Source organism: Cupriavidus sp. GW822-FHT06G04 (assembly GCF_058799075.1).
In genome coordinates this window covers 498,217-516,905 of the sequence record NZ_JBXALD010000003.1, presented here as the reverse complement: position 1 = coordinate 516,905, position 18,689 = coordinate 498,217, and the positions used below count along the sequence as shown (strand labels likewise).

General features: G+C 65.4%; 17 protein-coding genes. 6 read left to right on the top strand and 11 right to left on the bottom strand.

From position 1 onward, the window contains the following. Nucleotides 1-2: 2 nt before the first annotated feature. Nucleotides 3-1,238: an NADH:flavin oxidoreductase/NADH oxidase family protein gene (locus AC1RKI_RS09660; RefSeq protein ID WP_492797562.1), complete on the bottom strand. Its 1,236-nt coding sequence runs from the start codon at nt 1,236-1,238 to the stop codon at nt 3-5. A gap of 134 nt (nt 1,239-1,372) precedes the next feature. Here AC1RKI_RS09660 and AC1RKI_RS09655 point away from each other — a divergent pair, with 134 nt between their 5' ends. The 6 genes from AC1RKI_RS09655 (at nt 1,373) to AC1RKI_RS09630 (ending at nt 9,207) form a co-directional block, all read left to right on the top strand. Beyond that, the gene (locus tag AC1RKI_RS09655; protein ID WP_341249188.1) at nt 1,373-1,819 is read left to right on the top strand and encodes a MerR family transcriptional regulator; all 447 of its coding nucleotides are present in this window, start codon (nt 1,373-1,375) and stop codon (nt 1,817-1,819) included. A gap of 334 nt (nt 1,820-2,153) precedes the next feature. Continuing rightward, nucleotides 2,154-2,660, top strand: a complete 507-nt coding sequence (locus tag AC1RKI_RS09650; protein WP_061959558.1) for a Csu type fimbrial protein — start codon at nt 2,154-2,156, stop codon at nt 2,658-2,660. Next, complete coding sequence (locus AC1RKI_RS09645; RefSeq protein ID WP_061959557.1) at nt 2,660-3,451, top strand: fimbrial biogenesis chaperone; 792 nt, start codon at nt 2,660-2,662, stop codon at nt 3,449-3,451. The genes AC1RKI_RS09650 and AC1RKI_RS09645 overlap by 1 nt, the downstream gene beginning before the upstream one ends. Beyond that, nucleotides 3,448-5,778, top strand: a complete 2,331-nt coding sequence (locus tag AC1RKI_RS09640; protein WP_492797564.1) for a fimbria/pilus outer membrane usher protein — start codon at nt 3,448-3,450, stop codon at nt 5,776-5,778. Before AC1RKI_RS09645 ends, AC1RKI_RS09640 begins: the two co-directional genes overlap by 4 nt. Further along, the gene (locus AC1RKI_RS09635; RefSeq protein ID WP_492797566.1) at nt 5,775-6,731 is read left to right on the top strand and encodes a Csu type fimbrial protein; all 957 of its coding nucleotides are present in this window, start codon (nt 5,775-5,777) and stop codon (nt 6,729-6,731) included. Before AC1RKI_RS09640 ends, AC1RKI_RS09635 begins: the two co-directional genes overlap by 4 nt. A gap of 238 nt (nt 6,732-6,969) precedes the next feature. Beyond that, the gene (locus AC1RKI_RS09630) at nt 6,970-9,207 is read left to right on the top strand and encodes a rhodanese-like domain-containing protein (RefSeq protein ID WP_492797568.1); all 2,238 of its coding nucleotides are present in this window, start codon (nt 6,970-6,972) and stop codon (nt 9,205-9,207) included. 160 nt (nt 9,208-9,367) lie between these two features. Here AC1RKI_RS09630 and metC read toward each other — a convergent pair whose 3' ends face one another. From metC to AC1RKI_RS09580, 10 genes are all read right to left on the bottom strand, one after another. Continuing rightward, complete coding sequence (gene metC, locus AC1RKI_RS09625; RefSeq protein ID WP_492797570.1) at nt 9,368-10,567, bottom strand: cystathionine beta-lyase; 1,200 nt, start codon at nt 10,565-10,567, stop codon at nt 9,368-9,370. 11 nt (nt 10,568-10,578) lie between these two features. After that, complete coding sequence (locus tag AC1RKI_RS09620) at nt 10,579-11,433, bottom strand: amino acid ABC transporter ATP-binding protein (RefSeq protein WP_492797572.1); 855 nt, start codon at nt 11,431-11,433, stop codon at nt 10,579-10,581. Further along, entirely contained in the window at nt 11,420-12,232 is an 813-nt protein-coding gene (locus AC1RKI_RS09615) for an amino acid ABC transporter permease (RefSeq protein WP_492797574.1), read from the bottom strand. The genes AC1RKI_RS09620 and AC1RKI_RS09615 overlap by 14 nt, the downstream gene beginning before the upstream one ends. Then, nucleotides 12,222-12,968: an amino acid ABC transporter permease gene (locus tag AC1RKI_RS09610; RefSeq protein WP_492797576.1), complete on the bottom strand. Its 747-nt coding sequence runs from the start codon at nt 12,966-12,968 to the stop codon at nt 12,222-12,224. The genes AC1RKI_RS09615 and AC1RKI_RS09610 overlap by 11 nt, the downstream gene beginning before the upstream one ends. Next, nucleotides 12,965-14,212 (bottom strand): aminotransferase class I/II-fold pyridoxal phosphate-dependent enzyme, encoded by a 1,248-nt coding sequence (locus AC1RKI_RS09605; protein WP_492797578.1) that lies wholly within the window; start codon nt 14,210-14,212, stop codon nt 12,965-12,967. Before AC1RKI_RS09605 ends, AC1RKI_RS09610 begins: the two co-directional genes overlap by 4 nt. Continuing rightward, nucleotides 14,209-15,087, bottom strand: coding sequence for a transporter substrate-binding domain-containing protein (locus AC1RKI_RS09600; protein ID WP_492797579.1), 879 nt, complete (start codon nt 15,085-15,087; stop codon nt 14,209-14,211). Before AC1RKI_RS09600 ends, AC1RKI_RS09605 begins: the two co-directional genes overlap by 4 nt. A gap of 13 nt (nt 15,088-15,100) precedes the next feature. Next, nucleotides 15,101-15,925 (bottom strand): transporter substrate-binding domain-containing protein, encoded by an 825-nt coding sequence (locus AC1RKI_RS09595; protein ID WP_150981681.1) that lies wholly within the window; start codon nt 15,923-15,925, stop codon nt 15,101-15,103. Between the two features lie 100 nt (nt 15,926-16,025). After that, complete coding sequence (locus AC1RKI_RS09590; protein ID WP_150981682.1) at nt 16,026-17,021, bottom strand: tripartite tricarboxylate transporter substrate binding protein; 996 nt, start codon at nt 17,019-17,021, stop codon at nt 16,026-16,028. Nucleotides 17,022-17,169: 148 nt separating this feature from the next. Next, entirely contained in the window at nt 17,170-17,295 is a 126-nt protein-coding gene (locus AC1RKI_RS09585) for a hypothetical protein (protein ID WP_263289879.1), read from the bottom strand. Nucleotides 17,296-17,405: 110 nt separating this feature from the next. Then, nucleotides 17,406-18,686 carry an LLM class flavin-dependent oxidoreductase gene (locus AC1RKI_RS09580; RefSeq protein ID WP_492797582.1) on the bottom strand — a complete coding sequence of 427 codons (1,281 nt, stop codon included), beginning with the start codon at nt 18,684-18,686 and terminating at the stop codon, nt 17,406-17,408. Between the last annotated feature and the right edge of the window lie 3 nt (nt 18,687-18,689).

Sequence of the window (18,689 nt, the reverse complement as noted above, 5' to 3'; positions counted from 1 at the left end):
GGTCAGACAACAGCGCGCTCGCTAACCCATCGCCGGTACTTTCTGGCGCGCCATGCATCGCTGGTTTGCTGCAAGATCAGCGCGCGCAATGGCGACACACGCGCGTTCGTCGGCCTGCCGCGGCTGAGCTGGCGCAGTTGGAACTTGACCGTTGCCATATTGGCCAGCGATGCCAGCGCCTTGTTTTTCCAAGTGATGGGGGGTAGGACCGGCGCCGCTTGCTGCCCGGCCCGCCAGACGCGCGGCAGCCGCGGGTTGATGGCGAGCGCGGTGCCGATGCCGACCATGTCCACGCCGCTGCGAATCACCTCCTCAGCCACGGCAAGGCGGCGGATGCCTCCGGTGACCATAATCGGCATCTTCGCCACGGCGCGAATGTCCCGGGCGAATTCCAGAAAGTACGCCTCGCGGGCCAGGGTGCGGCCATCGCGAGCCTGGCCTTGCATCGCTGGCGCTTCATAGCTGCCGCCGGACAGTTCGACCAAGTCGACGTCCAGACCGTTAAGCATTTGCACGACTTCGCGCGCGTCATCGACGCTGAATCCGCCACGCTGGAAATCGGCGGAGTTCAGCTTGACCGCCACCGCAAAACTCGGTGAGACCGCCGCGCGAACCGCCCTGACGATCTCGACCAGCAGCCGCGCGCGATTTTCCAGCGGGCCGCCCCAGCGGTCTGTTCGGTGATTCGTTAGCGGAGACAGGAACTGGCTCACGAGGTAACCGTGCGCGGCATGAATCTGGACGCCCGTGAAGCCCGCCTGTTCGCCCAACTGCGCCGTCCGCGCGAAGCGCTGGATGACGTCGACGATCACTGCTTCCGTCATCGCCTGCGGTGGGTTGAAGTGTTTGGACATCTTGCCCAGATCAATGGCTACCGCGGACGGTGCCCAGGTAGCTTGCCCCAGACTGGCAGGCATCTGGCGGCCCGGGTGGTTGATCTGCAGCCAGAACTGCGCGCCGTGGGCGCGGCCTGCGCTGGCCCAGCGTTTAAATCGCTCCAGGTGCCGCGCGTTTTCCAGCACCACGCCGCCTGGCCCGGTCATGGCTCGGCCGTCCACCATGACATTGCCAGTAAGCAGCAAGCCGGCGCCGCCATCCGCCCATGCGCTGTACAGGCGAATCAGCGCGTCGGAAGGCGCATGGTCGGCGTCCGCCATGTTCTCTTCCATCGCAGCCTTGGCGATGCGGTTTGGAAGGCTTGAACCATTGGGGAGGGGGAGTATGTCGAACACGGTCATGAGATCACCTCGTTAGAGCGTGCCTCGACTTTAAGGTTATAGTTAACTTGAAGGTCAAGCGGTTTTTTGCGATGTCGCTCCGGCCCAATCCACTGTAGGATTGAAGCTCACTTCAAGGTCAATGTTTTTTGGTTATGAGGATAGGAGAACTAGCGCGGCGCAGCGGCTTGTCAGCCTCTCGCATTCGCTTCTACGAGGCCGCCGGCCTGATCACAGCCGTGGAGCGCTCGTCCAACGGCTATCGCGACTACTCGCCCGACGCGGTGTGGATTCTGGAAATCATTGCCAGCGCACAAGCCGCAGGATTTTCCCTCGAACAAATCCGGCATTTGCTGCCGCTTGGATCGGGGAACTGGCAGCATGATGAATTGCTGGATGCACTCAAGCACAAGGTCGCCGAAATCGAAGACATGCAGAAGCGACTGAAGGCCAACCGCGCCAAACTGCTTGCCGCTATCAAGAATATCGAAGAGCGGCCTGCGGAACTGGATTGCGCAGACGGAGCGCAATGGGTGATGGATCGGCTGCGCGCAAAGGGCGCCATCGTGAAGGACAAGCGCCGCCGTCCGAGTACGAAGTGACCTTAATATCCGGCACGACTTCTATCGTCCGTAGGCCCTTGCACGGCTCAAGGCTCACGTCGACCCGGCGCCTGGAGAAGCGCCTCACGGAGTTTTTTTAGCGTCACGTTTCAAACGACTGTTGCCGCTTGCGCGCGCGGAATCGGGTATCGGGAAACCTCACGCACGCCGGCGGAAAACCCAGTTCTGGCAAGGCTTTCAAGCAGTTGGATCGTGTTTAGTTTCGCTAATTTCAGCGCCAATTCGCATTAAATGCAATTGAACATGGTAAAAGCTTGTGCCAAGTGATCCAGTGATCGCTACCATCTGGACATCGCTGCCAATGGAGATAGGTATGACTGGATCTCGCCGCTTCAGCGTGCCGATGCAAGTGGTGTTGTTCGGCGCGTTGGCAACATCGCCGGGCTGGCTTGGCGCCGCCACCAAGACGACGACGTTCGCGGTGCGGCTGACATTGACAGCCGATTGCACGATCTCCGCCAGCGATCTCGACTTCGGCTCGCACGGCGTGCTGGCTGCCAACGTCGACCAGACCTCCGCGCTCTCGGTCACTTGCACCACGAACGCGCCGTATCAGGTCGGCATCGATGCCGGCACCACGGCAGGCAGTTCTATCGCCAATCGCCTGATGGCCGGCACCGGCGCAACTACGGTTCAGTACCAGATCTATCGCGACAGCGCACGCTCGCAGGTCTGGGGCAACACGCCCGGCACCGATACGGTGGGCGGCACCGGCAACGGGTCGGCGCAGGCCATCACTATGTACGGGCGCGTGCCGACGCAGCCAACTCCCGCGGCGGGCACCTATACCGCCACCGTCACCGCCACCGTAAACTTCTGATGGCCATCGCCGCCTTCGGGCGGCGCCGCGCATTGCCTGCATGGGCCGCCTGCGTGCTGTCCGCGTTGGTGCTTTGCCCGCCGGCGCACGCCACATCGCTGCAGATTTCGCCTGTCCGCATCGACCTGCCGGCTGGCCCTGGCGCCGCGGCGATAACACTGCGCAATGCGTCGGGTGCCCCGATCCATGCCCAGGTGCGCGTATTCCGCTGGACCCAGGCCGATGGTGCGGACGTATTGACGCCGACCGACGACGCCGTTGCCAGCCCGCCGATCCTGCGCATTGCCGGCAACGGCGAGCAGATGGTGCGCGTGGTCCGTCCGTTGGATCCGGTGCTTCGCAACGACGCGAGTACCAGCGCCGTGCCGCCGACCGAGACCGCCTACCGCCTGCTGATCGACGAACTGCCGCAGCGCGAAGCACAGGTCGACCAATCCGGCGTGCGCGTGCAGTTGCGCTACTCGGTGCCGGTGTTCGCCGGCACGCCAGCGGACGCGCCCCTCCGGCTCAAGCTGACGATGTGGCGTGACCAGGACGAATGGAAACTTGCGGTGCGCAACGATGGCGCCCGCCATGCACGCATCAGCGGCGTGGCGGTGATCAACGGCCCGCAGCGCGTGACCGTCACCGAAGGGCTGCTTGGCTATGCGCTGCCGGGTGCCACGCGCATCTGGAAGATCCACATGCCTGCCGGCTTTGCGCCAACCGGGAGCGTACGGATCGAAGGCGACATCAATGGCGAGCCGCGCACACTGCCGGTCGGGCAGGGCAAGCCAGTTGCGGGCTCATGACATGGCGCACAGATTCCCTGCATCTGCACCGCAATGCGCTGCGCCGTCTTGCGATGGCCGTCTGCTTGCTGGCGACCGCCGTGGAGCACATTGCGGCATGCGCCCAAGGGGTCGAAAAGGTGCCCGGCCACACTGCATATCTCGAAGTCATCGTCAATGGCGAATCGACTGGCAGTGTGGCGCGGTTTACCGATCGCGACGGCATGTTGCTGACGCCGCTTGAAGAACTGCGCGACCTGGGACTGCAAGCCGACCCGGCACTGGTCGACGCGCAGGGGCTGGTAGCACTCGATCGACTGCCAGGCGTGGCGTGGCGTTATGACGCGGCGATGCAGCGCGTGTACCTGACCGTCGACGACAGTCAGCGCATCCCCACGCAACTGGGCACGCGCAGCCGGGTGCGCCCGCCGGTTACGCCGGGGCTGGGCTTCGTGCTGAACTACGACGCCTATGCGCAGCCTGACACCGGGCAGCAGTTCGGCGTCTATAGCGAGCAGCGCTTTTTCCATCCGGGCGGCGTGTTTAGCAACACGGGCGTTGCCACCGCATATGGCGTCGATACTCGTTACGTGCGGCTCGATACCAACTGGACACACGCCGATCCCGGGGGCATGCAGTCGGTGCTGATCGGCGACATGATCACCGGCGCGTTGCCGTGGTCGCGTCCCGTGCGGTTGGGCGGCGTCCAGGTGCGCCGCAACTTCGGGCTGCGTCCGGACCTCATCACGTATCCGCTACCGGCGCTGAGCGGGTCCGCAGCGGTGCCCGGCGCGGTCGATCTATACATCAACAATGTGCGGCAATACTCGGGGCAAGTGCCGAGCGGGCCGTTCGTGATCAACAACGCGCCTGCGCTCAGTGGCGCGGGCCAGGCCACCATCGTGGTGCGCGATGCGCTGGGGCGCGACGTCAGCACTACGGTGCCGCTCTATGTTGACGCGCGGCTGCTGGCCCCGGGCTTGTTCGACTACTCGCTCGAAGCGGGCTTTCTGCGTGATGGCTATGGCGTCGATTCCTTTCGCTACGACAGCGCCCCGGCCTTTAATGGATCGGCGCGCTATGGCCTGAGCGACGGCGTCACGCTGGAAGGCCACGGCGAAGCGTCGCGCGGCGTCGGCGTGGCTGGCGCGGGCGCGCTGTTCCGGGTGCCAGGCAATGGCGTACTCAATTTGTCGGCCAGCCTCAGCGCATCCGGCGGCACGCAGCTCGGGCTTGGCTATCAGTGGCGCACGCCGCGCCTTGCCATCGATGTGCAGGGGACGCGTACCGTCGGCCGCTATACCGATCTGGCGGCGCGATCGGGCGCACCGATGCCCAGCGCGTTGTATCGCGCCACGGTATCGGTGCCGGTCCGCCGCAACGGCAATATTGCGGCCAGCTATGTCGACCTGTCGGATCCGGTGTACGGCGCGGCGCGCATTGGATCGCTGGCGTGGACCTCGCAGTGGAACAGCCGCACGTCGTTCACGGCCAGCGCCTATCGCGACTTTGCAGCGGGCTCGTCGTATGGCGTATCGATGACGCTCACCTATCTGATCGACAGCACCACCACGGCGTCCGCCACGCTCGGCCGAGACGGCGGCAATCCAACGCTGATCGGCGCGGTCAGTCACGCCACGCCCTACGAGGGCGGATGGGGCTGGCAAGTGTCGGGACAGAAAGGCGCCGGGCTGTGGCGCGGCTATGCGCAGGCCAATTTTCGCGGCAGCTACGGCGATGTGTATGGCGCAGTGCAGGATTTGCAAGGGCGCGTAGGCACACAATTTGGCGCAAGCGGGTCGCTGGTGGCGATGGACGGCACCGTGATGGCCGGCCGGCGGATCGACCAGAGCTTCGCTCTGGTGTCCACCGGCGGCGTGGCAAACCTGCCGGTGCTGGTGGAGAACCGTCGCATTGGCAACACCAACGACAGTGGCCATATCCTCGTGCCGAACCTGCTGCCCTACGACGCCAACCGCATCGAGATCGATGCGCTGGCGCTGCCGGTCAACACGCGGCTCAGTTCCACACGCTTGTCGATCGCGCCAGCCCTGCAGTCGGGCGCGCTGGCCACTTTCTCGGTCGAGTCCTACCGCGGCGGACAAGTGGTGGTACATGACGAAGCCGGCCGACCGCTGCCGCCCGGCACCGTGATCGTACGCCTGGAAAGCGGTGCGCGCACGGTGATTGGTTACGACGGCCTGGCGTTCTTCGACGCACTCGATGACGACAATACATTCCGCGCCGATACGGCCGACGGCGTCTGTACCGCGCGTCTGCATTACAGCGCCAGCGCCGATCCGCTGCCGAAGTTGGGGCCCGTGGCATGCCTTCGGGAGGCGTCATGATACGTATGGCGCTGGCCTTCGTACTGGCGTTGGCGGGCTGGCCACAACCCGCCTGGGCGGTCTGCACAGCCACGGCGCCCTCGGTGGCTTTTGGCAGCTACAGCCCTGTCAGCGGCAACTCCGGCGACGTGCAGGGTGTGATCACTGTCACGTGCACCGGCGTGGCCGTATCAGCACGCGTACGCGCCTGCATCAATATCGGCACCGGATCGGGGGGGACATCGGTTTCGCCTCGTACGCTGGCCAACGGCGCGAGCACGCTGAACTTCAACATCTACACCGATAGCGCACGCACCCAGCCATGGGGATCGCGCAGTACAGGCACCGCCGCGCCACCGGTCATGCTCGACTTTGCCGCACTGCTCGGCAACGGCAGTGCCAGCGCCAGCTACTATGCGCAGCTACCGGCCAGCCAGACTGCCGCCACCGTGGGCGCCTACACGTCGCAGTTCACCGGCCTAAACGCCGAAGTCACCTATATCGAATATCTGCTGTTGCCGCCCGATTGCAGCCAGCTTTCATCTCCCAGCATTCCAATCACGTTCACCGCCAGTGCAAACGTGATCAGCGATTGCAATATCTCGGCCACGCCACTCGATTTTGGTGCGGTCGGATTGCTTGCCGGGAACCACGATGCCACCAGCACGCTTACCGTGCAATGCACGCAGGGCGCGCCGTATTCAATCGCGCTCAATGCTGGGGTGGGCTCGGGCGCCACCGTGGCGGCGCGCCGCATGACACGTAGCGGCGGCACGCAGACGGTCGCGTATCAGCTATTCTCGGACGCCAACCGGACGCAACCCTGGGGAGACGGCACGCAGGGTACGACGGCGGTCTCCGGCACAGGTAACGGCGTGGCGCGGACCATCACGGTCTACGGCCGCGTGCCGGGCCAAACGACGCCGCAGGCCGGCAGCTATGCCGATACGGTAACGGCTACCATCACCTATTGAGCGCGGTGTCGCCCTGGTCTTGTGCCACCGCCTGATTGAAAGGTCGCCTATGCCCGGGCGGTTAACGATCAGGTCCCAGGAGGGGCGATGTTGCTGCCGCATCGGCCGACGCAGACTCTGGGCGCGGCGCAGTCCCTTTACGCATAACCATGTGCGTGTTTGTTCGTTCCTTGTAGAGGCGGCAGCCCCTAGAGTCGGAAGCTTGTCCCATCCGACCCATGACCATTGGGCCTTCGCCATGACCGCCTCCCAGTTATTTCATGCTGCCGCTCCAGGCACCGACATCGCCAGCCGCCGCCACCACGCCGTAGCCCGGTTTATCGACGACACGCGCCAGTTGCTCGGCAACGCCGATGTGACCGACAAGTCCGTGCTTGAACCCGTGGCAAGGGCGCTTGAAGCGCTGGGCCAGCAACGGGAATTATTCCCTGACGCGCACTTTCCGGTGTCCGCCAGCAACCCTGCGCAGGTCTATCGGCTGGCCGAAGATCTCGATGGCCGATTCGCGCTTTATGTCTCGGCCGGTCTGCCGGGAAAGGCGCAGCCGCCGCACGATCACACCACCTGGGCGATCATCGCCGGCATCACGGGCCGCGAGCGCAACCACTTCTATGCGCGCGACGCGACGGACGACCCGGTGCGCGACAAGCTGCGCGAAATCGGGGAATTCGATGTCGTGGCCGGCGCTTCGGTCACGCTGTTGCCCGACGATGTGCATACCATCGAACTGATTGGCGAGGAGAACGGGCTGCATCTGCATTTCTATGGCCTCGCACTGGATCGGCTCGCGGGCCGTGTGGTGTTTGAGAGCAAGGCAGGCGGCAGCTATCGCCACTTCGGCCCGCCGCGCCGGCTGGCCGCGCCCGTGATCGGGGCAGAGGCGCTGAAGGCTGCGCTGAATGATGGGCAGGAAATCGCACTGCTCGACGTGCGGGAGGCCGGCGTCCATGCGAAGGGCCATCCGTTGCTGGCGGCGTCAGCACCGCTGTGGCGCCTGGAACTGCTGATCGACCGGCTGGTGCCGCGGCGCGACACGCGCGTCGTCCTGCTCGATAGCGGCGACAATGCCGACGCGCTCGCGCACCAGGCCGCGGCAAAACTGTTGCGACTGGGCTGGGGCAATGTTTCGGTGCTGGAGGGCGGCGTCGCGGCATGGGTTGCGGCCGGCCACGAACTGTTCAGTGGCAGTAACGTGCCAAGCAAGGCGTTTGGCGAGATCATCGAACATCAAAAGCACACGCCGTGGATCGATGTCGACGCACTGCACCGCCGGATTGAAGCGGGCGAAGATATCGTCGTGGTGGACAGCCGCACCACGGAAGAGTTTGCCGATTTCAGCCTGCCGTTCGCGCACAGCCTGCCCGGTGCGGAGTTGGTCTATCGGATTGGCGAGTTGGCGCCGAATCCTGACACGCTCGTGGTGGTCAATTGCGCGGGCCGCACGCGCAGCATTGTGGGGGCTCAGACGTTGATCGATGCAGGCATCCCCAACCCGGTGGCGTCGCTCAAGGACGGCACGATGGCCTGGCTGCTGGCAGGCCGGACGTTGGCACAGGGACGCGTGACGGCGCTGCCGGAGCCGTCCGCAGCCACGCGAGACGACGCTCGCGCTCGCGCCGGGCGCGTGGCGGCACAGGCCGGCGTGCACCGGATCGACGCCAACGGCCTGGCAGAGCTTGAGGCCGCATCGCAGACGCGTACGCTCTACCGCTTCGACGTGCGCACGCGCAGCGAGTACGAAGCGGGCCATCTGCCAGGCTGGCGCTGGGCACCCGGCGGCCAACTGGTGCAAGCCACCGACGAGTACGTGGCTACGCGCCGTGCCCAAATCGTACTGGCAGACTTTGACGGCGTACGTGCGCTGACGACCGCCGCGTGGCTGGTGCAGCTTGGGTGGCATGACGTCTTCGTCTACGCACCGTCGGCGGACGCGGCGCTCGTGACGGGCCCGGAACCAGTCCGTGTGCTGGCATCGCGTCCGGCTGCAGCGTCGGTGTCATCTCAGCAGGCCGCGCAACGGCTGGCCGGGGGCACGGCGCGGCTGTTCGACGTCGAGCGCAGGTCGGCCTACGAGAAGCGTCATGCAGCGGGTGCGTACTTCGCCGTCCCGGATCGGCTCGAAGCGCTGATCGCCGACGTTCCGGCCGATCACGCCATTCTGATCACATCTTCGGATGGCGTGCTGGCGCGCGTGGTGGCCGCGGAACTTGCGGCGCGCACGGGCCGCGACGTCCGCTACATAACTGGCGGCACGCAGGCGTGGACGGCTGCGGGGCTGCCCGTGGGTACGGGCGGCGAGCGGGTGTTGACCGGTGACGAGGACTACTGGTTCAGCCCGTATCGATATGCCGACGTGGCCCGGCGCAATGCAGGCTTTCAGGCGTACCTCGACTGGGAGGTCAATCTCGTGGAGCAACTCAGGCGCGAGGGCGATATCGGCTTCCGCTTGATCGGGGCGGCCGAGACAGTAAGCTGAGGTAAAGGGCAAGAACGCACGATGGCATAAAGAGGGCAACGCCTCCTTTGTGCCATTCAGATCGCGCCGGATTGGATGTTCGTACAGTCGGGGCCGAAGTCGGGCGACACGTCGGTGAGTGCGCGGACCTGGTGCAGTTCTATTTCGCCCACATCCAGCCTCAGGCGATGGTGTGTTGGAACGCTTGCCGCAGATCGGCGATCAGGTCGTGTGGATCTTCCAATCCGATATGCAGGCGGATGACCGGCGCGTCGTTGCCGTGTTCCTGCCAGCTTCGGGACGCATTGAGGCGCTCGGGCGGCGCTACCAGCGCCAGACTCTCGTAGCCGCCCCAAGATGCGCCGATCGCAAACAGTCGCAGGGCGTTCACCAGCCGGCTGGCGGCGGCATGGTCGCCGCCTTTCAGCGCGAACGAAACCAGGCCGCTGGCACCGGAGAAGTCCCGTTTCCATAGCGTATGGCCGGGGTCGTCAGGCAAAGCGGGGTAGAAGGTGCGCGCGACCTGCGGCTGCTGTTGCAGCCATTGCGCCACCTCTGTGGCGTTGCGCTGGTGCTGCGCCAGCCGTACGGGCAGCGTGCGGAGCCCGCGCAGCGCCAGATAGGCATCGTCGGCGCCGATGGTGAGACCCAGCGCTTCGTGCGCGGTGCCAATGCGCTCGGCCAACGCGGGGCTGTCCACCACGACGGCACCCTGCATCACGTCGGAATGGCCTGCGATGTACTTCGTCGCAGCCTGGATCGAGATATTGGCGCCCAGCCGTAACGGCTGCAAAAACCAGCCGCCGCTCCACGTGTTGTCGATGGCCACGGGGACGCCTTTTGCGCGAGCGATGGCGGTCAGCGCCGGCAGGTCGAGCACATCGAACAGCAGGGACCCAGGCGATTCCAGATAGACGAGCCGCGTCTCGGGGCGAATGAGAGTATCGAGGTCGTCATGTGCGGGCGAAAAATACTGGATCTCCACGCCCAACCGTTGCAGCAATGTCTGGTCGACCCGGCGCAGCGGCGCGTAGACCGTGTCGGAGACCAGCGCATGATCGCCGGGGCCGAGCAGCGCCAGCAATACCAGCGTGATGGCCGACAGCCCCGATGGCGCAAGGAATGCACGATGCCCGCCTTCGAGCGTGCATAGCGCATCTTCCAGCGCCTCATGGGTGTCGAGGCCGTGACGCCCATAGGTGGCAATCCGCTCGCCATGCGAGCGGCGATGATGGCGGTCGGCCAGCGTCTCGACATTCGCGAAGCGGACCGTGCTGGTTCGCACCACCGGTACGTTGACCGGTCCGGCGCCATCGCGCAGCCGTGCCGAGCCGGCATGCAGCAGCCGCGTATGGACGCCGTCCGCAGGGTTCTGACTCATGATTGATCCTTTCAGCCTTGGGTGGTTGCGGGGGCCGGGGCGAACGCCGCGTTGAATTCGGCGGGCAGGCGCGGAATGGCACCCAGCGCGCGGCGCAAGAAGGCGCGCGTGCGCTCGTGGCTGGGGTGGCCGAAGATCTGCTCGGGCGGTCCATGCTCGACGATGCGGCCCGCCTCGGTGAAGTAGATGTGATCGCTGATTTCGGCGGCAAAGCGCATCTCGTGGGTCACCAGCACGCACGTCATGCCGTCTTCCACCAGCTCGCGGATCACGGTCAGCACTTCGCCGACTGTCTCGGGGTCGAGCGCCGACGTGACCTCGTCGAACAGGATCAGTTCGGGCCGCATCGCCAGCGCCCGGGCAATCGCCACGCGTTGCTGCTGACCCCCAGACAGTTCGCCTGGATACGCGTGCGCCTTATCAGACAGCCGTACCTTGCCCAGCAGCGCATGCGCTTCCTGTTCGGCGTCGCGTCGGCTGCGGCCGATCACACGGGTAGGGGCAATCACCAGATTTTCCAGCACGGTCAGGTGCGGGAACAGGTTGTACTGCTGGAAGACGAACCCCACGCGCTTGCGTAGCGCAATCAGCTCGTCTTCGGTGCGCAGCGTTTCCACGGCAGTGTCGCCAACGCGGATCTGCCCCTGCTGCGGGCGCAGCAGGCCGGTGATGCAGCGCAGGATCGTGCTTTTTCCCGAGCCGGACGGCCCAATGATGGTCACGGCTTCGCCGCGCCGCACCTCGACATCGATACCCTTGAGCACGGTGTTGTCGCCGAACGTGAGATGGACGTCCCGCAGCGTGATGAGCGGCGGAGCGGGCGCGTGTGCCTGCGGTTGGCGCAAGAAGGAATCAGTGGCGGTCATGACGACGCTCCAGCGCACGCGTGGCGCGCGCGATCGGATAGCAATAGGCGAAGAACAGGGCCAGCAGCGTGAAATAGACCAGCACCGTAAAGTCAGTGCGGGCCACGGTATTGCTGGCCACCTGGGCGGTATCGACCACGTCGTGCACGCCCACCAGCGAGGCCAGCGACGTGCTCATCGTGATACTGGCGTAGAGGTTCATCCATGGCGGCAACATGCGCCGCAGACACTGCGGGAGCACGATCAGCCGGAATATCTGGCTGCGCCGGAACGCCAGCGACTGGGCGGCTTCCCATTGAGCGCTGGGAATCGACTGGATCGCGCCGCGGAAGATCTCGGCCACATTGGCGCTGGCGGGCAGGGCAAGGCCCAGCACGACCTTGATCCAGTCGGGAAACGGCACCGTCCACTGGCCAAGGTGGAGTTCGAACGGAAACACATAGGTGGTGAAGTACACCAGCACCAGGATTGGCGCGTTGCGGAACGCCTGTACCCAAAGCCGTGCCATGTGGCGTATCCCGCGATGCGTGGACAGCGACAACGCGCCGATCATCAGACCAGCCAGCGTGCCGAGCACCATGGCCAGGATGCTGATTTCGATATTGGCCCACATGCCGCGCAGCAGCGCGGGCGACCACGTCCACAGGTTTCGGAACGCTGCCGGCGTGCTGCCGGTGGCGATCCAGAAACCGACCACGGCCAGCACGCAAAGCGCGGTCAGCACCCAGGGACTGGCAAGGACATGCCGGACGGGGCGCGGCTGGGTGCGCCAGGGTAGAGCAAGCGGGTTACTGGCCATAGCCGGGCATCCTCCAACGCAGTTCTAGCCAGCGGCCAGTGCGGCTGACCAGCCATGTCAGCACGCCGAAGAACGCCAGGATCAGCAACAGCAGTTCCAGCACGTTGTCGCGCTGGGTCCAGATCATGATCGACTCGTACGTGACGTCGCCCACGGCGATGGCCGACGCGACGGCCGTCATCTTGACCAGGTCGACCAGGTTGTTGATGAGCGCGGGCAGCGCGAAGCGGACGGCCAGCGGCAGTTCGACCTGCAACAGCAGTTGTCGGCGTGAGAAACCAAGCGAGCGCGCGGCCTCCAGCGTGACGCGCGGTACCGCTTCGATGCCGGCACGCAGGGCCTCGGCGTGAAACACGGCCTTGTGCAGCGAGACGACGGCCACGACCCAGAAAAACGGCGTCAGCGGATTGCTGCTGCCGAGGCTGTTCAGATGCTGGGTGATCAGCATGTTCAGTACGAGAAATCCGCAGTAGAGCTGCACCAGCGTGGGCGTGTTGCGCGTCAGTTCGACCAACGCGCGCGCCGGCGTGGCCAGTGCCTTGTTGCCGGACGTGAGCATTGCCGCCAGGGCTGCGCCCGCCAGCAGGCTGCACGGGATCGTAAGCGCGCACAGTTGCAGCGTTACAACCAATCCATGCAGGAACGCCGTGCGCTCGGTAGCGTCGAGTACGAAGGCGTAGTTCAGCCCGAGCGGCTTGAGTGCGGCGATGATGGCGGCGATCCAGGCATCGATCATGGGTGTGCCTCCGCCAGCGCGGGGCCTAGCGTGCCGACGGCCTGCTCGATGCGCTGCAGGGCGGCTTCCAGCACATGATCCGCCACGGCGAAAGACAGACGGAAATACGGAGACAGCCCGTAGGCAGCGCCTTCCACGACCGCCACGCCGGCGCTGTCCAAGAGCCAGTCCACCACGTCGCCATCGGTGGCCAGCACTCGACCGTCGGGCCGCAACTGCCCGATCAGGCCGCCACAGTGGATGTACGCAAAGAATGCCCCGTCTGGCGGCAGCAGGCGCAGTCCGGAAATGCGATTGATCGCGGCCACGGTCAGCGCGGCCCGGCGCGCGTAGGCGTTGCGGGCATGTTCGATGAAGTCCGCCAGCGTGCGGTCGTTGGCTTGCAGCGCAGCCGCGGTGGCCGCTTGGCCGATCGAATTGGCGCCGGACGACACCTGCGACTGGATCGCGGTCATCGCCTGCACCAGTTCGGCCGGGGCGATTCCCCAGCCGATGCGCCAGCCGGTCATCGCATAGGTTTTCGATGCGCCGTTGAGGATCAGCGAGCGCCCGCGCAGGTCGGGTGCCAGCGCCAGCCAATGCCGCGCAGGCGGGACAAAACGGATCTGATCGTAGATCTCGTCGAGCAGCACCAGCACCTGCGGGTGGCGGCGCAGCACGTCGGCCAGCGACAACAGTTCGGTCTCCGTATATACGGCACCGGAAGGATTCGACGGCGAGTTCAGGATCACCCAGCGCGTGCGCGGCGTGATCGCTGCTTCCAGCGCGCTTGCGCTCAGCTTGAAACCGCTCTGCTGGTCGCAGGGCACGATGACGGGGTTGCCGTCATTGACGCGCACAATGTCCGGAAACGATGCCCAATAGGGCGCCGGCACGATGACTTCGTCACCCGCGTCCAGCGTGGCCGCGAACGCATTGAAGATCACCTGCTTGCCGCCGCTGCCGATAAAGACCTCGGCGGGTGCGACACTGATGGCATGGTCGGCGGCAAAGCGCTCGGCCACGGCCCGGCGCAGCGCCTGCGTGCCGGGCGTCGGCGGGTATCGCGTCTCGCCGCGTGCCATGGCCGCGATAGCGGCCTGCTGGATGGCGGGCGGTGTGTCGAATTCGGGTTCGCCGGAGGTCAGGGCCAGGACGTCCCGGCCCTGGCCGACCAGCGCGGCGGCGCGCTGCCCGGCAGCGGCGATGGGGGACAGTCGGACGCGGCGCGCGCGCTGGGAGAGCGCAATCTTGGGCGTGGTCATGGCTTCTTGCCCTCCGCGAAGACGGCGAAGTCCTGCGGTGCCACATCGAACTTGCCCTGTCGGGCGCGTTCGTGGGCCGGCCGGATATAAGCGCCCTCCGGAACACCGAACTTGCGGGCCTGGCCAAGCAGGAAGCCGGTCTGATGCCAGTCGCGGATGGCCTTGTCGACAAATGCCACGGTGTCGCGTTCGCCGCGCCGCGTCCACACGACCGTTGGTGACGGAATCAACTGGTCTTCTGTGGCCAGCACGAAGCCGGCCCATTCACCCTTGTTGGGACCAGTCAGTGTCTGGTACAGCGCGGGCTGGATATGCACCGACGCCGCGCACGTGCCGCCCTTGAGCGCCAGCAGCGATTCCGGAATGCCACGCAGCCCCTTGACGATGGCTCCGTACTGTTCTGCCAGCGGCCGTGCGAAATTGCTGCCCTGGGAGACGCAAGCAACCTTGCCGCGCAGATCTTCCCAGCGCCTGATGCCGCTCTGTTTCGACACCATCGCAGCGCCACCAACGAGGTCGTAAGGCGTGGGGGCGAAGCTCAGAATCTCGCTGCGCTCCTGCGTCCACTGGATATTTGCCACCAACAGGTCGACCTTGCCGGCCTGCAGGAATTGCACGCGCGTGGAAGCCGTCACCGGAACGGTTTCCAGTTGCACGCCAAGGCGCCGGGCCAGGTCGGCCGCCAGTTCGGTCTGGTAGCCGCCAGTCTTGCCGGTCGCGGTATCGAGAATGCCAAACGGCGGGCTGGGACCATCGATGCCCACCGACAGCTTGCCTCGCTGGCGGATCTTGTCGAGCGTGGCGTCGGCCCAGGCAGAATGCGCCGTGGCGACGCCGGCCAGCAGCAGTGCTGCCGATACGAGGTACTTGTTCATCGCGTGCCTGCGCTCAGCCCTTGAATTTTGCTTGCAGTTCGGGCAGCAACGGCTGCGGCGGCGTGATGCCCAGCCGCTTCTCGGTGCCGATCAACCATCCGGTGCGATGCCATTCCTGCACCACCTTGTCGACGGCGGCGACCGTATCGGTCTCGCCCTTGCGTGCCCAGACCACCGACGGCGCCGGCAGGATCTCGGTCGTAATCGGTGCGGCGTAGCCGGCCCACTCGGTATTGGCGCGCAGCAGCGGGTGGATCAGCGTGGCGTCATGCACGGCCGCCACGCATTGTCCGCCGCGCAATGCCAGCAGCGATTCCGAGGCGGTCTTGAAGCCGCGCACCTGCGCGCCATACTGTTCCTGCAATGGTTTCACGAAGCTGCTGCCTTGCGACGCGCATACGGTCTTGCCGCGCAGGTCCTCCCACTGGTGGATGCCGCTGGTCTTGAGCACCGCCGCGGTGCCGCCGACGCGGTAGAACGGCGTGGGCGCGTAGGACAGCAATTCGCCGCGGTCCGGGTTGTATTCCATCGAGGCAATCAGCAGGTCCACCTTGCCAGCTTGCAGGAACTGCACGCGGTTGGACGGGTTGACCTGTACGAGTTCAGCTTCCACCCCGAGGCGTTTGGCCAGGTCACGGGCGAGTTCGGGATTCCAGCCAACCAGTTGCTGCGTGGCCGGATCGATCGATCCAAACGGCCCCCCGTTGACCAGCACGCCGATGGCAACCTTGCCGCGTTGCTTGATCTTGTCGAGCGTGGCGTCGGCGCGTGCCGGCTGGGTGGCGAGAAGCGTTAGTGCGAGCGCGGCAATGGCGCGCAGGGTATAGGTGGATGTCATGTGGCTGAGGAAGTAGTCGCCGCGTAGCCGACGCCCACATAGGCATCGCTGCACGGCAAGGATGGGTGTCCAGGGAAAGGTAGGGAGCGCCGCGCTGCAGCTAGTTCAGCTTGATGCCCGCCGAGGCGATCACCGCCGCATAACGCGGCAGGTCTTTCGATAGCGTGTCGTCGAGCGCCTGCGCCGAAGACGCCACCACGACGAAGCCGGCATCTTCGAGCTGCTGGCGCGTACTCGGCTGCTCCAGCACGGCCATGGCATCGCGGTTGATGCGCTCGACAATGTGGGTCGGCGTTCCGGCTGGGGCCAGCAGGCCCTGCCAACTTTCGACGGCGAAGCCGGGCGCACCGGCCTCGGCCATCGTGGGAACCTGTGGCAGCGCTTTCGAACGATAGGGCGTGGTTACGGCGAGCGCGGTCAGGCGTCCGTTGCGCACGTAGTCGGTGACGGCGGCCAGCGTAATCAGCGTGCCGTCGATATGACCGCCCAGCAGGTCTAGCGTGGCCGGGCCGCCGCCGGGATAGGGAATGTAGTTGACCTCGATGCCGAGCTGGCGCGACAGCATTTCATGCGCAACGTGGGCGATGCCGCCATTGCCAGGCAGTCCCAGCGCGAGCTCGCCCGGCTTCCGTTTGGCCAGCGCTACGTACTCGCCAAAGGTCTTTACGCCCAAGTCGGGCCGGACCACCAACACCTGGGGACTGACCACAGCCTTGATCACGCCGCGGAATGCGTTGCGCGTATCGTAGGGCAGCCGCTTGAACAGCGACGCGTTCAGCGTCACGCCTTCGCCGCCAAGCAGCAGCGTATAGCCGTCCGGCGTGGCGCGGGCCACTTGCCCTGCGCCAATCGTGCCGCTGGCGCCCGATACGTTCTCGACCACCACGCTCTGTTGCCACCGTTCGCTGAGCTTCTGAGCGAGCGTGCGGGCCAGCTTGTCCGCGCTGCCGCCGGCGGCCACCGGCACGACGATGCGCACGGTCTTGTTCGGAAATCTGTCGACCGGTGTGTTGGCGAGGGACGGGGTGGCGCTGGTGGCGTAAGCAAACGCCGCCAATGCGAGTTTCAACGAGTGGAGCAGTCTGCGGCGCAGCATGATGTATGCAGGGTTCAATCCGGACACGCCTGTCGACACGATGTCGGCAGGCAATCGCGCAATGTCGCGGACCAATCAGCTTAGGGACTGCGGCGTTCGATACGAACAAATCTTTTCGTACTTCGATATGCGTGGCGGACTTGCGCGGTCAACGTGGCGGCCGGTGTTTCGACGGTTCGCTGTCCTGGTGGGGCGGGTACAGCGGATGGCGCAATGCGGCGTAGACCAGCACCACGGCGCAGATGGCCGTGAACCAGTCGAGCAGATCGGTCATGGCAAGGCTCTCAGTGTTTGTCGACACGTCATGTTGTGGATGCGATCGCCGGGCAAGTCAACGAAGTAATCCGACTATGCAAATCCGCGCGGCGTGATTCTGCCTTCCGCCTATCGTCGATCCGGATACGGAAGCTCAAGATGGTCGCGCAACGTGCGGCCTTCGTACTCGCGGCGGAATGCGCCACGGGCTTGCAGGATTGGCACGACCTCGCGCGTGAAATCCTCGAAGCCGCCGGGAAAGTACGCTGGCATGATGTTGAAGCCATCGGCGGCGCCGGCACGTACCCATTCGATCATGTGGTCCGCCACCTGCTCGGCGGTGCCCACCACGATCTGGTGTCCGCGCGCACTGGCCACAAGGTGGTAGAGCTGGCGCAGCGTCAGGCCCCGCTCGCGCGCCAGCCGGATCAGCAGCGCGCTGCGGCTATGCACAACAACATCGGTGGGCAAGGGCGGCAATGGCGCATCGAGCGCGAAGCCCGATACATCGACGGCCAGTTGCTCCGCCAGGATGGCCAGCGCATTCGACTGATCGGTGAAGGACTGCAATTGCGCAAGCTTGTCGTGCGCCTCGGCTTCGGTCGCGCCGATGATCGGCATCAGGCCCGGCATGATCAGGCAATGGCGCGGATCGCGTCCCGCGTCGGCCACCTGTTTGCGCAGGCCGGTCGCGAATTCAAGCGCGGCGCCGATGTCCTGCTGCGCTGTGAAGACGACTTCGGCATGGCGCGCGGCCAGTTGCTGTCCCGGTCCGGAGGAGCCCGCCTGGATCAGCACGGGTTGGCCTTGCTCGCTGTTCGTAACATTGAGCGGGCCCGCCACGGAGAAATGCCGCCCCTCGTGGTTCAGCGCGTGCATTTTCTCGACGTCGATATAGATGCCGCGCGCCTTGTCCTGAACATACGGGTCCGGGTCCCACGAGCGCCAAAGCCCCTTCACCACTGCAACGAACTCCTCCGCGATGGCGTAGCGCTCGGCGTGTTCGGGGTGACGGCTGCGGCTGAAGTTCACCGAGCCATCGGCAAACGTGGTCACGATGTTCCACGCGGCGCGGCCGTGCGACAGCTTATCGACTGTCGCCAGCGTGCGCGCCAGGTTGAATGGCTCGCTATACGTGGTGGAGGCCGTAGCGGCCAGCCCGACATGCGTGGTCACCATCGACAACGCGGCCAGCATGGCCAGCGGATCGGGGCGAGTGATCATCGACGGATGGGCGTCGGCCGACGTCAGCAATCGGTCGCCAAAGAACACCATGTCGAATTTTGCGCGCTCTGCGGCCTGCGTCATGCGCACGACCAGATCGATGTTCTCGGTGCCGGATTCGGCGCCCGGATATCGCCAGCCAGCCGCGTGATGCCCGGCCGCGAGCAGAAATAAACCAAGTTTCATGAT